This window comes from Actinomadura sp. 1N219, from assembly GCF_044326405.1.
In the GTDB taxonomy this organism is placed as follows: domain Bacteria; phylum Actinomycetota; class Actinomycetes; order Streptosporangiales; family Streptosporangiaceae; genus Spirillospora.
In genome coordinates, this window is record NZ_JBIRAY010000025.1 from 1 (window position 1) to 12,121 (window position 12,121).

The 12,121-nt window shown below is 70.9% G+C and carries 12 protein-coding genes; 9 read left to right on the forward strand and 3 right to left on the reverse strand.

Annotated features, from left to right (window positions below):
• The 3 genes from ACH35V_RS40145 to ACH35V_RS40155 all read left to right on the forward strand — a co-directional run.
• The coding region (locus ACH35V_RS40145; protein WP_395980136.1) for a thiamine pyrophosphate-binding protein at positions 1-445 on the forward strand (445 nt) is incomplete at its 5' end.
• Complete coding sequence (locus ACH35V_RS40150; RefSeq protein WP_395980137.1) at positions 442-1,011, forward strand: thiamine pyrophosphate-dependent enzyme; 570 nt, start codon at positions 442-444, stop codon at positions 1,009-1,011. The genes ACH35V_RS40145 and ACH35V_RS40150, both read left to right, overlap by 4 nt.
• Positions 1,012-1,717: 706 nt before the next feature.
• Positions 1,718-2,179, forward strand: coding sequence for an NUDIX domain-containing protein (locus ACH35V_RS40155; protein WP_395980138.1), 462 nt, complete (start codon positions 1,718-1,720; stop codon positions 2,177-2,179).
• A gap of 234 nt (positions 2,180-2,413) precedes the next feature.
• Here the strand turns inward: ACH35V_RS40155 and ACH35V_RS40160 are convergent, their stop codons facing one another.
• Together ACH35V_RS40160 and ACH35V_RS40165 are read right to left on the reverse strand one after the other, a co-directional pair.
• On the reverse strand, positions 2,414-3,661 hold the full coding sequence (locus ACH35V_RS40160) for a M24 family metallopeptidase (RefSeq protein WP_395980139.1): 1,248 nt from the start codon (positions 3,659-3,661) through the stop codon (positions 2,414-2,416).
• A gap of 17 nt (positions 3,662-3,678) precedes the next feature.
• A complete protein-coding gene (locus ACH35V_RS40165; protein WP_395980140.1) occupies positions 3,679-4,584 on the reverse strand; it encodes an ABC transporter substrate-binding protein in 906 nt (301 codons plus the stop codon).
• 177 nt (positions 4,585-4,761) lie between these two features.
• Between ACH35V_RS40165 and ACH35V_RS40170 the strand changes: the two genes are divergently transcribed.
• The 6 genes from ACH35V_RS40170 (at position 4,762) to ACH35V_RS40195 (ending at position 11,268) form a co-directional block, all read left to right on the forward strand.
• The gene (locus ACH35V_RS40170; protein ID WP_395980141.1) at positions 4,762-5,706 is read left to right on the forward strand and encodes an NAD(P)-dependent oxidoreductase; all 945 of its coding nucleotides are present in this window, start codon (positions 4,762-4,764) and stop codon (positions 5,704-5,706) included.
• 41 nt (positions 5,707-5,747) lie between these two features.
• Complete coding sequence (locus ACH35V_RS40175) at positions 5,748-6,737, forward strand: thiamine pyrophosphate-dependent dehydrogenase E1 component subunit alpha (protein WP_395980142.1); 990 nt, start codon at positions 5,748-5,750, stop codon at positions 6,735-6,737.
• Positions 6,725-7,702 (forward strand): alpha-ketoacid dehydrogenase subunit beta, encoded by a 978-nt coding sequence (locus tag ACH35V_RS40180; RefSeq protein ID WP_395980143.1) that lies wholly within the window; start codon positions 6,725-6,727, stop codon positions 7,700-7,702. The genes ACH35V_RS40175 and ACH35V_RS40180 overlap by 13 nt, the downstream gene beginning before the upstream one ends.
• On the forward strand, positions 7,699-9,156 hold the full coding sequence (locus tag ACH35V_RS40185) for an NAD-dependent succinate-semialdehyde dehydrogenase (RefSeq protein WP_395980144.1): 1,458 nt from the start codon (positions 7,699-7,701) through the stop codon (positions 9,154-9,156). The genes ACH35V_RS40180 and ACH35V_RS40185 overlap by 4 nt, the downstream gene beginning before the upstream one ends.
• Before the next feature lie 8 nt (positions 9,157-9,164).
• Positions 9,165-10,361, forward strand: coding sequence for a dihydrolipoamide acetyltransferase family protein (locus tag ACH35V_RS40190; protein ID WP_395980145.1), 1,197 nt, complete (start codon positions 9,165-9,167; stop codon positions 10,359-10,361).
• 169 nt (positions 10,362-10,530) lie between these two features.
• Positions 10,531-11,268, forward strand: a complete 738-nt coding sequence (locus ACH35V_RS40195; protein WP_395980146.1) for a Crp/Fnr family transcriptional regulator — start codon at positions 10,531-10,533, stop codon at positions 11,266-11,268.
• A 40-nt stretch (positions 11,269-11,308) separates the two neighbouring features.
• Here the strand turns inward: ACH35V_RS40195 and ACH35V_RS40200 are convergent, their stop codons facing one another.
• Positions 11,309-11,881, reverse strand: a complete 573-nt coding sequence (locus tag ACH35V_RS40200) for a flavin reductase family protein (RefSeq protein ID WP_395980147.1) — start codon at positions 11,879-11,881, stop codon at positions 11,309-11,311.
• Positions 11,882-12,121: the final 240 nt, after the last annotated feature.

A 12,121-nucleotide genomic window follows, 5' to 3' on the forward strand; every position in this document is an offset into this window, starting at 1 on the left:
GGAGCACGCCGGGATCCGGCGCGCCGTCGGCGTCCCCGACTCCCAGCTCGCCGCCGTCCTGGACGCGATGTCCGAGCGGATGCCGGTGACGTTCACCGCCCGCGAGGACGTGGCCGTCGCCATGGCGGTCGGCGCGGACCTGGCCGGCGAGCGCTACGCCGTCTTCATGAAGAACGCCGGCTTGGGCACGTCCCTCGACGCGATCGTCTCGCTCGCCATCGGCGCCGGCGTCCCGCTCACCCTCGTCATAGGCTGGGCAGGCGCCGGGACGGACAAGCTGCCCCACCACACGGTGATGGGCGACCGGACATTGCCCCTGCTGACCGCGGTCGGCATCGAACACGACATAGTGCCCCAGGACGGCGCCGACCCGTCCCGATGCCGGACGAGGGCGGCCGAATGCCGTACGAAGCGCCGCCCTTACGCCCTTCTGGTGAAGCCGTGACCCGCCACGTCTCCCGAGCGGCCCTCGCCTCCGCCGTGCTCGCCTGGACGGCCGACACCGGCCGCCCCCTCGTCGTGGGGAACGGCTTCCTGTCCCGCGAGGTCGTGGCCGCCGGGGACGGCGACCATGTCGTCCACCTGCTGGCCGGGATGGGCCTGGCCCCGGCCGTGGCGGCGGGCATGACACTCGCCGGCCGTCCCGCCGCCGCGCTCGAAGGCGACGGCAACCACCTCATGGGCCTGTCGGGCACCGCGACGATCGGACTCGCCGGAATCCCCCTGACCCACATCGTGCACTGGAACGGCGGATGGGAGAGCACCGGGGGCCAGCGCGTCGTCGACCCCGGCTGCGCACACGACGTCGGCGCGACCTTCGGCTACGCCACCACAGAGACCGTGGACGACCCCGCCGCCCTACAGGAAGCCCTGACCAGCGCGGCGAACACGGACGGCCCGACCCTCATCCACGTCATCGGCGCCATGGGCGACCCACCCGCCCCCCGCTCCGCGCTCACCATGACCGATTTCACCACCCGCTTCCGCCACTGGACAAAGACACCCACCTGAGCCCGCCCCGTCCTGCCGGGAAACCGGACACCCAGGGGTCTTCTTCATGGGAGCGGGCGACGGGAATCGAACCCGCGTAGCCAGTTTGGAGGAACGATTCAGGCTCAATCCTCAACGCCATTTCACGACGGCCCTGAACGATGACGTGATCGTGTACCACCCAAGTCGGCTGTGGAGACCCCACTTACGAGGTCTCCGCGCATATCGCCGACCGGCTTGACCACGCCGTCAAAGTGATGGTCGGCGGGCACCAGGCCAAGGCGATGCCCGCCCGGATGCTCACTGACCCACGGATGCGCCGCCGCCAAGCCCTCGTGCTGGGCAAGGCCGAAACGCGCGTCGCCGCCTGCTGGACGACCACCACGCATGGACCGAGCTGCCCAGCGTGATGTGGATGGAACCCGTGGTTGCCCGTCCGACTGCTCATTCTGCGGAGCCGCCGTTTCCGCCAACCCCGACATCACGACCCGCACCCGCACCCCCGCCAACATCATCGAAGAAATGACCGACCTGCGAACCGCCCACGGCGTCACCGCGTTCCGGTTCAGACCGTCTCCGCCCTCTACGCCGCCCAGGGGATCTGCATCCTGGAACTCGACTCGACCGCAACCACCACCGAATCACTCGCATCCCGCGTGGTCACTACAGCACTGCCACTACTGTCAGCCCCTTCCTGACCCGCACCACCCGGCGCCGAAGGGGCAGCATGACCGACCGCTACCGATCCATCGTGGACGTCCACGTCATCCTCGAACGCGGCGACGAGATCCTCCTGCTGGAACGCCAGGGCACCGGCTACTGCGACGGCATGCTGCACCTCCCCTCAGGCCACCTCGACGAAGGCGAACCCGCCCACCACGGCGCCGCCCGAGAGGCCTACGAGGAGGTCGGTGTGCGCATCGATCCCGCCGACCTCGTGCTGACCACCGTCGTCCACCACCGCCGACACCCCGACCACGCCCGACTCGGCCTGTTCTTCGCCACAACCCGCTGGACCGGAGACCCCTATAACGCCGAACCCCACAAATGCGGCAAGCTCCACTGGTGCGACCCCCAGCTCCTGCCCTCCAACACCATCCCCTATCCCGCCACCGGCATCCGCGCCTACCTGAACGGCACCACCTTCACCACCCACGGCTGGGACAGCAACACCCAGAAGGCCAATTGACCCGTTCCTGAAGTCGAACGTGAAGTACGACGAGCCTCTCGATGGCGCAGGTGCCATTCCGTCACAACGTGCCATCATCAGTTCCACGCGGGGCCCTATCTCGTCCCGGACGGCAGGGCGGAACGCATCGCCGTCTCCTCAAGGACGTCCAGTGCCCGAGCGGGTGAGCGACGGCTGCGCCGTCCGTATCCCGGTGGCACCGATCACTGAGCTGTCGGAGGTGCTGTTCGGTTGTCAGTAGGCGTTTGCGACGAAGAGTCGGTCGGCTGGGAAAAGTGTGAGAATGCGTGGTCCGTCGGGGGTGACCACGACCTCTTCTTCGATGCGGGCGGCGGAGTAGCCGTCGTTGGCCGGGCAGTAGGTTTCCAGTGCGAAGACCATTCCCTCTTTGAGTTCTACCGGGTGGTCGAGGGAATTGAGACGGGAAATGATCGGCCGCTCATGCAGAGCGAGGCCGAGGCCGTGGCCGAACTGCAGGCCGAATGCCTCGTACTCGTCGGCGAAGCCGAAGTCGGTCGCCTTCGGCCAGGCGCGGGCTATTTCGTCGGTGGTGGTACCGGGTTTGACCAGGGCGATGGCGGCGTCGATCCATTCGCGGGCGCGGGTGTACGCGTCGTGCTGTGACGTTGTGGCCCGGCCGACGCCGAAGGTGCGGTAGTAGCAGGTGCGGTAGCCGTTGAAGGACTGGATGATGTCGAAGAACGCCTGGTCGCCGGGGCGGATGATGCGGTCGGAGAAGTTGTGCGGATGCGGGTTGCAGCGTTCGCCGGAGACCGCGTTGACGGCTTCGACGTCGTCGGATCCCATCTCGTAGAGCCGCCGGTTGGCCAGGGCGACGATCTCGTTCTCGCGGATGCCGGGCTTTAGCGCCTCGGCGATGTCGGTGTACACCCCGTCCACCATGGCCGCCGCCGTCGACAGCAGCATGATCTCGTCGGGGGACTTGATCTGCCGGGCGTCGAGCATGACCTGCTGGCCGTCCCGTACGTCCAGGCCTTGCCGGGCGAGTTCGAAGAGCATGGGCGGCTCGACGATGTCCACGCCGAGGGGGGCATTGGCGAGTCCGGCCTGGGCGAGCAGGTCCTTGATCTCGGTTACGGCGCGTTCGAACAGTCCGGCGTCCGGTGCGACCGAGCCGCGTAGTCCGAGCATCCCCGCCCGGGAGTTCTCCGGCGGCAGCCATGGGGCGTGGAGGCGGTGGTGCCGGGCGGCTGAGCCGAAGTCCCACAGGACGGGCTCGGCGCCGCCCCGGGTGAGCAGCGTGTACCGGCAGACCTTGTCGCGCGCCCACTCGCCGATCATCGTGCTGGTCAGGTACCGGATGTTGTTGACGTCGAAGCACAGGACGGCGCCGAGGTCCGTGTCCTCCAGTGCCTGCCGAGCCCGGCGCAGCCGGTAGTCGTGCAGGCGCCGGAAGTCGACCCGTTCCTCGAAGTCGACCGCCATGCGCCCGGGTGCGGCCGGTGCCGGCAGAGCGTTCAATGTCGTCTCCCTCGTCGTTACAGAAAGCGGTCGTCGATCAGCCCGGAGTCCGGGACGCAGGACGTGGCCGGTGCGTGCCGGCGCCGGAGTGTGAGCAGGGTTTCCAGCGCGGCCGCGGGCACCCGTCCCTGGGGGATCAGGCCCTCGTCGGGGTCGGCCAGTGTGTCGGCGTAGCGGCGGGCGGCCGGGACGGACAGTCCGAGACGCTCGACCGCGGCCCGCACGGTCTCCTCGCGCAGTTCGCCGGACGTCAGCCGTGCGCTCGTGTGCGTCAGGATCCGCACGAGGGAGCGCAGCCGGCCGTCGTCGGCGTCGATCGTCCGGCCCGTGGAGGCCAGGACGGCGCCGAGGTACGGCCCGAGCGCGGTGGCGCGGGCGAGCCGGCGGCAGCCCTGTTCCTCGGCGCGCAGGTCGCTGCCCGCGTTGAGCACGGTGGCCGTGCACGTGCCGGCGGCCAGGGCGCGGGCCCGCAGCGGTGTCGGCCCGAGCTGCTCGACGGTCAGGTCGGAACCCGCGGACAGGCCGAGGCGCGCGAGCAGTTCGTACGCGGTGAACGCGAAGCCCGAGACCGGCACGTCGACGCCGAGCACGCCCCCGTTCAGGTCCTCGGCGGCGCGTATCCCGGGTGCGGCGAACAGCGAAAGTCCCAGCCCCCGGTCGATCGCGGCGGCGATCCGCACATCGGCCGTCATGCCGAGCGGGTTGCCGGGGACGCACCGGTAGGTCACCACGTTGTCCGCACTGGTGATCACGGCGTCGAGTTCGCCCCGCAGCAGCGCCGCGAACTGGTCCGCGGAGGACGGTCCTGAGACCGTTTCCACCTCCAGGCCCGCCTCGGCGGTTTCGCCGAGGCCGATGGCGACGTCGAGGAATACCGGCGGGCTCAGCGTGCCGATCCGAATTGGCCGGACGCGACGGTTCATGACACCCCAACGATCGAACTGTGTGGCCGCAATATGCCTCGATGCTGCCGCTTCACCGGAACCCGGCGGAATGAATTGTGCGGTTCTGCACAGTAATCGGTAGATGCATTGACCTGATGAGGGTGTTGTGGTGACGATTTCGCAATCCCCCACTCATCCGATGAAAAAGGTGTTCCGATGACCTCTTCCGGTGATGCGCCCTCGATGAAGATCGGGTGGATCGGCGCGGGCAGGATGGGCGCGGCGATGGCCCGCAGGCTGCTGGCTGCCGGGTACGACGTCGCCGTCTACAACCGGACCCGGGCCAAGGCCGTGCCGCTGGCCGAAGCGGGGGCCACGGTCGTGGACCGCCCGGTCGAGCTCGCCGGCCGGGACGTGGTCTTCACCATGGTGGCCGCCTCGGCGGACCTGGTGGCGGTGACGACCGGGGACGGCGGTCTGCTGACTGATCCGGAGCGTGTCCCGAGCGTGCTGGTCGACTCCTCGACGGTGTCGTCCGCCGCCTCGGCGGACGTGCGGCGCGCGGTGGCCAAGCGCGGCGCCGGGTTCCTCGCCGCGCCGGTGAGCGGCAATCCGAAGGTGGTGGAGTCCGGGCTGCTCACGCTGGCGGTCTCCGGGCCGCGTCCGGTGTTCGACCGGATGCGTCCGGTGCTGGAGCCGCTCGGCCGCGGCGTGACGTACGTCGGCGAGGAGGAGACCGCGCGGCTGGTGAAGATCTGCCACAACGTCTTCCTCGGCGTGGTGACGCAGGCCCTGGCGGAGATCGTCGTGCTGGCGGAGCGGGGTGGCGGCGACCGCGCCGGGTTCCTCGACTTCCTCAACAACTCGGTCATGGGATCGGTGTTCACCCGCTACAAGACGCCGGCGCTGGTCAACCTCGACTTCACGCCGACGTTCACGATGCCGCTGCTGCGCAAGGACTTCGACCTCGGCCTGGACGCGGCCCGCGAGCTGGAGGTGCCGATGCCGGTCGCGGCCGCGACCGCGCAGCTCGTGGCCTCGGCCGTCGGCGCCGGGCACCGGGACGAGGACTTCGCGACGCTGATCCTGGAGCAGGCCCGCCGCTCCGGGATCAAGCTCGTCCCCGAGGACGCCGTGGTCGACGACGGGCTGGACGCGTGATGTCCGCGACGAGACCACGTCAAGGAGCCGAGGGGGACACCATGGCGACATCGACGGCGAGCCCGCACCGGCGGGAGATCTACCGGTCGCTGGTCGAGCTGCGAACGTTCGAGCGCCGGGCCTACGACTTGTTCCTGCAGAACCTGGTCAAGGGCACCAGCCACCTGTCGCTCGGCCAGGAGGCGATCGCGGCCGCGTTCGGCGTCGCGATGCGGCCGGACGACTACACGTTCGCCACCTATCGCGGGCATGCGCACACCCTGGCCCGCGGGGTGCCGATGACGCCGGTGCTGGCCGAGCTGCTCGGGCGGGCGAACGGCCTGATGGCGGGCAAGGGCGGTTCGATGCATCTGACCAGCGTCGACCACGGCGTGATGGGCTCGTACGCGATCATCGGGGCGCATCTGCCGATCGCGTGCGGCGCCGCCTGGAGCGCCCAGTACCGGGAGAGCGGGCAGGTCGCGGTCTGCTTCTTCGGCGACGGCACCACTAACATCGGTGCCTTCCACGAGGCGCTGAACTTCGCCGCGGTCTGGACGCTGCCGGTGGTGTTCGTCTGCGAGAACAACCTCTACATGGAGTACACCCCGATCGGTGACGTGACGGCCGTCGCGCGGCCGGCGGCCGACCGTGCTTCGGCCTACGGGCTGGAGCCGATCGTCGTGGACGGCAACGACGCCGACGCGGTGTACGAGGTCGCGACGAGCGCCTTGGCACGGGCCAGGGACGGCGGCGGGCCGAGCCTGATCGAGGCGCTGACGTACCGGCACGGCGGGCATTCCCGCGCCGACCCCGGCAAGTACCGGCCGCAGGCCGAGGTGGACGCGTGGCTGGCCCGCGACCCGGTGCCCGCATACCGCGAGCGGCTGGTGGGCGACGGGGTCCCGGAGGCGGATCTGGTGGAGATCGAGGCGGCCGCTGCCGCCGCCGTCGAAGCGGCGACCGCGGCGGCCAAGGCCGGTGCGCCGCCCGGCGAGGACCTGCTGATGACGGACGTGTGGGCGGACGGAGGCGCGTCATGGCGGAACTGACCTACCGGGCCGCGGTCGCCCGGGGGATCGCGCAGGAGATGCGCCGGGACGAGCGGGTGGTGTTCCTCGGCGAGGACGTCGCCGCCGCCGGCGGCGTGTTCAAGGGCACGGCCGGGCTGCTGGACGAGTTCGGCCCGCGCCGGGTCCGCGACACCCCGATCAGCGAGCAGGCGATCCTGGGGGCGGCGATGGGCGCGGCGATGACGGGCCTGCGCCCGATCGCCGAGATCATGTTCAGCGACTTCTTCGCCGTCTGCTGGGACATCGTCGTCAACGAGATCGCCAAGAGCCGCTACATGACCAACGGGCAGGTGACGTTCCCGCTGGTGATCCGGGCCGGGAACGGCGGCGGGCTGCGGTTCGGCGCGCAGCATTCGCAGAGCGTGGAGAACTGGGTGATGGCGGTGCCGGGACTCAAGGTCGTCGTCCCGGCCACGCCGCGCGACGTCGTCGGGCTGCTGGCCGCCGCGATCCGCGACTCCGACCCGGTCGTCGTGCTGGAGCAGAAGGCGCTCTACTCCGCCAAGCAGGACGTCCCCGACGGGGAGCTCGTCGACGAGCTCGGCCGTGCGAACGTCCTGCGGCAGGGCGGGGACGCCACGCTCGTCACGCTGGGAAGCATGGTGCCGCGCACCCTGGAGGCGGCGGAGCAGCTGGCCGCGGCGGGCATCGACTGCACCGTGGTCGACGTCCGGTCGCTGGTGCCGCTGGACACCCGGACCGTCCTCGGCGAGATCTCCAAGACCGGCCGGCTGTTCACGGTCGAGGAGAACCCGCGGCTGTGCGGGTGGGGCGCCGAGATCGTCTCCCTGGCGGGCGAGGAGATCTTCTTCGACCTCGACGGGCCGATCGTCCGGATCACCACGCCGCACATTCCGCTTCCCGCCGCCGACGCGCTCGAAGACCTGGCCCTGCCCTCGGTCGATCGCATCGCCGCCACCGTGGAGAAGGCGATGAACTCATGAGCGACCTCAACGGCTTCATCAAGGACGTCCCCCGCGACCTGCTGATCGGCGGGCACTGGCGGCCCTCGGGAGACGGCGCGCGGATCACGGTGTGCGATCCCGCCACGGGGGAGGCGATCGCCGCGGTGGCCGACGGGACCCGCGACGACGGGCTGGCGGCCGTCGGCGCGGCCGCCGCTGCCCAGCCGGGCTGGGCGGCGACCGCTCCGCGCCGCCGTGCCGAGCTGCTGCGAACGGTCTTCGACCGCATGACCGAACGCGCCGAAGACCTGGCCGGACTGATCGTGGCGGAGAACGGCAAGACGCTTCAGGACGCCCGTGCCGAGGTCGCCTACGCAGCCGAGTTCTTCCGCTGGTACGCGGAGGAGGCCGTCCGGGTGGCCGGCACGGTGCAGACGGCGCCGAACGGCGCCAACCGCATCCTGGTCACGCGTCCGCCGATCGGTGTCGCGGTGCTGGTCACGCCCTGGAACTTCCCCGCGGCAATGGCCACCCGCAAGATCGGGCCGGCGCTGGCCGCGGGATGCGCCGTGGTGCTCAAGCCCGCCAGCGCGACGCCGCTGACCGCGCTCGCGATCGGTGCGCTCATCGAGGAGGCGGAAATCCCCGCCGGGGTCATCAACGTGGTGCCGTCGTCGCGCTCGGGGAGCGTGGTCGCCGCGATGCTGGCCGATCCCCGCGTGCGCAAGCTGTCGTTCACCGGGTCGACCGAGGTCGGCCGCCGCCTGCTCACGGCCGCCGCCGACACGGTGGTGAGCTGCTCGATGGAGCTCGGCGGCAACGCGCCGTTCCTGGTCTTCGACGACGCCGACGTCGACGCCGCCGTCGTCGGGGCGATGCAGGCCAAGATGCGCAACGGCGGTGAGGCGTGCACCGCGGCGAACCGCTTCTACGTGCAGCGCGGCATCGCCCCGGAGTTCTCCCGCCGGTTCACCGAGGCGATGCGCGCGGTGCGGATGGGCCCTGGGACGGACGATTCCGTGCATCTCGGCCCGCTGGTCAACGCCGACGCCCGCGACAAGGTCGCGGAGCTGGTCGACCAGACCGTGAAGCTTGGCGCCCGCGTCCTCACCGGCGGCAGGACGCCCGCGGGCGACGGGTTCTTCTACCCGCCGACCGTGCTGGCCGACGTCCCCGCCGCCGCCCCGGTCCTCACCGAGGAGATCTTCGGCCCGGTCGCGCCGATCGTCGAGTTCGACACCGAGGAGGAGGCCGTCCGGCACGCCAACGACACCGAGTACGGGCTGGTCTCCTACGTCTACACCGCAGACCTGGCCCGCGGCCTTCGCGTGGCGGAGGCCCTGGACACCGGGATGGTCGGGCTCAACCGCGGTCTGGTCTCCGATCCCGCCGCCCCGTTCGGCGGCGCCAAGCAGAGCGGGCTCGGCCGGGAGGGCGGGCACGAGGGGCTGCTGGAGTTCACCGAGTCCAAGTACATCGCCGTGGCCTGGTGAGGAGGGCCGTGAGAACGAACGTCACCATGCCCCAGCTCGGCGAGACGGTCAGCGAGGGCGTGCTCTCGCAATGGCTCAAGGACTCCGGCGCGCCGATCGCCGAGGGCGAGCCGCTCTTCGAGGTCTCCACCGACAAGGTCGACACCGAGGTCGCGGCGCCCGCCTCCGGGATACTCGCCGAGATCCTGGTCAAGGCCGGCGAGACCGTCCCGGTCGGCACGACGCTCGCGGTCATCACCGATTCCACCGAGGAGCCCGCGGCGGACGAAGCGACATCTGATGGGGCCGAGCCGGAAGGTGGGTCCGAGCCGGAAGGCGGCCGCCGTCCGCTCACCCCGCTGATCCGGCGGCTGCTCGCCGAACACGGCTTGACGGAGGCGGAGGTCACCGGCAGCGGTACGCACGGGCGGATCACCCGCGCCGACGTGATGGCCACGATCGCCGAGCGTGCGGATCGTCCGGCCCCGGCTCGGCCCGCCGTCCCGGATCGGGACGAGGTGACGCGGATACCGTTCACCGCGATCCGGCGGCGGACGGCCGAGCACATGGTCCGCTCCAAGGCGACGGCGCCGCACACGCTGATGGCCGTCGAGGCGGACTACAGCGCGGTCGATGCCGTGCGCGGCAAGGAGCGGCGGCGCTGGCGGGACGCGGAGGGCTTCGGCCTGACCTACCTGCCCTTCGTCGCGCGGGCCGTCACCGACGCGCTCGCCGACTTCCCGCACCTGAACGCCTCGGTCGGCGACGACGAGCTGCTGGTGCATCCGCAGGTCCATCTGGGCATCGCCGTGGACCTCGACGGGGACGGCCTCGTGGTGCCGGTCATCAGGGGCGCCGCCGAACGGCGGCTTCGCGGCATCGCCCGCGCCGTCCGTGATCTCGCGGACCGGGCGCGGGCGCGTGCCCTCACCGCCGATGACCTGTCCGGCGGCACGTTCACGATCAGCAACCCCGGACCCTATGGGACGTCGCTGACCGGCGCGATCATCAACCAGCCGCAGGTGGCCGTCCTCGCGACCGACGCCGTCCGGCCGCGTCCGGTGGCCGTCGCGCAGCCGGACGGGACCCATGCGCTCGCCGTGCACCCGGTCGGCAACCTCGCGCTGAGTTTCGATCACCGCGCCGTCGACGGGGCGTACGCGGCCCGTTTCCTGGCGCGGATCAGGGAGATCCTCGAACGCCGGGACTGGTCGGCCGAGCTCTGACCGGCGGACTTATCGCAGGTCACACGGCTTTCGGGGGGTTCTCATCGGATGGCCCATCGGAGATACTCGCGGTAACGGCATCCGCAACGGAGGTCGGGGCGTGCCGTGAAGGGCGCCGCCACGTGCCGATGCCGTAAGGAACGGTGCCGTCAGGACAGGAGACGCCACCATGACGATCTACATGGCCCAGCCGGGACCCGGTGGCCGGGCCCAGCCGGGCCTCGGCGGCCGGGCGGCCGGCTCGCAGGTCCCGCGTATCGCCGGCCTTCCGCCGGAACCGTCGCGGGCGCTCATCGACGCGGCCACGCCGATGCGGCGCGCACGCGGCGAGGTCATCTTCGCCCTGGACGATCCAGGCGACTCGATGTTCCTGATCGTGCACGGCAAGGTCCGGATGGGACGGCCCGCGGGCGGCGGCAAGGAGCACCTGCTCACCCTGCTCGGCCCGGGTGACCTCTTCGGCGAGCTGACGATGTTCGACCCGGCCCCGCGCAAGGCGACGGCCCGGGCCCTCACCGACGTCGACCTGCGGTGCATCGACTCGGCGGCCATGCGGCGATGGCTGTCGACCGAGCCGGACGCCGCGTGGCATCTGCTGCGCTTCCTGGCCCGGCGGCTGCGGCGCGTCAACGACGTGGTGGAGAACCTGCTGTACTCCGACGTCCCACGGCGGGTCGCCCGGGTGCTGCTGGAGATGGCCGACCACTTCGGCCAGCGGATCTCGGACGGGGTCCGGGTCCACCACGACCTCACCCAGGAGCAGCTCGCGCACCACGTCGGGGCGTCGCGGGAGAGCGTCAACCGGGCGCTCGGCGACCTGGCCGACCGCGGCGTGATCCGGATGGAGTCACGAAGCGTGGTGATCGTCGATCTCGACCGGCTGCGCCGCAAGGCTTCCTCCGGCTGAACGGGAGTCCGGCTCAGGCGGCTCAAGCGGCTCAGGCGGCTCAGGCGTCCGGGCGGCTGGGGGCCGATTCGGGGAAGCCCGCGTACCGCCTGCGGTGATAGAGCAGCGGCACGGCGCCCGGCGTCTCGGTTCCGCCGGCGACCAGGCCGATCACGATCATGTGGTCGCCGCCGTCCAGGACATCGCTCACGTCGCAGACCGCGTGCGCCGCCGTGCCACCGTCCAGGACGGGAACACCGCAGGCGTCCATGGTCCAGGGGATCCCGGCGAACTTGGCGTCGCCGCTCCCGGCGAAGCGGTCCGCGAGGCCGGCGGACCCGGCGTCCAGGACGTTCACGCAGAACACGCCCCGCCCGAGGATGTGCCGAAGCGTGCGGGAACGCCGGTCGATGCAGACCAGCATCAGCGGCGGGACGCAGGACAGGCCGCACACCGCACTGGAGGTCAGCCCGACCGGGCGGCCGTCGTCGTCGCATGTCGTCACCACGCTGACGCCGGTCGGGATCGACCCCGCCAGCGCCCGGAAGACGTCCTCCGGGACCCCGTATCCGGTCGGATCGGGCGGCCGCGAGACCGACAGGCGGCCGATGACCGGGTCGTGCTCGCTCGTCACGGAGACCTCCCTGGCAGGTGACAATCCATACCCTGCGAGCGGCCCCGGCGGCGCCGCAATACTTTGTGCGGTTTTGAACAGCCATTGGAATTCGTGCCGGCCGCCCCGCATTCCCGTGCCAGGTCCCGCGGCTGTGCAGGATTGCACAATCCGTTGACCTGAGCCTTTCGGTGCACTGGACTTTCAAATCAAGGGCCGTGAGAGTGCGAATACACCTCGCAGCGCCCTCCGCCCGACGAG

What these genes read in the sequence shown, in the direction of transcription:
- ACH35V_RS40155 (WP_395980138.1), top strand. Translation starts at nt 1,718, where the DNA reads ATGACCGACCGCTACCGATCCATCGTGGACGTCCACGTCATCCTCGAA.
- ACH35V_RS40165 (WP_395980140.1), bottom strand. Translation starts at nt 4,584, where the DNA reads ATGAACCGTCGCGTCCGGCCAATTCGGATCGGCACGCTGAGCCCGCCG.
- ACH35V_RS40170 (WP_395980141.1), top strand. Translation starts at nt 4,762, where the DNA reads ATGACCTCTTCCGGTGATGCGCCCTCGATGAAGATCGGGTGGATCGGC.
- ACH35V_RS40175 (WP_395980142.1), top strand. Translation starts at nt 5,748, where the DNA reads ATGGCGACATCGACGGCGAGCCCGCACCGGCGGGAGATCTACCGGTCG.
- ACH35V_RS40180 (WP_395980143.1), top strand. Translation starts at nt 6,725, where the DNA reads ATGGCGGAACTGACCTACCGGGCCGCGGTCGCCCGGGGGATCGCGCAG.
- ACH35V_RS40185 (WP_395980144.1), top strand. Translation starts at nt 7,699, where the DNA reads ATGAGCGACCTCAACGGCTTCATCAAGGACGTCCCCCGCGACCTGCTG.
- ACH35V_RS40195 (WP_395980146.1), top strand. Translation starts at nt 10,531, where the DNA reads ATGACGATCTACATGGCCCAGCCGGGACCCGGTGGCCGGGCCCAGCCG.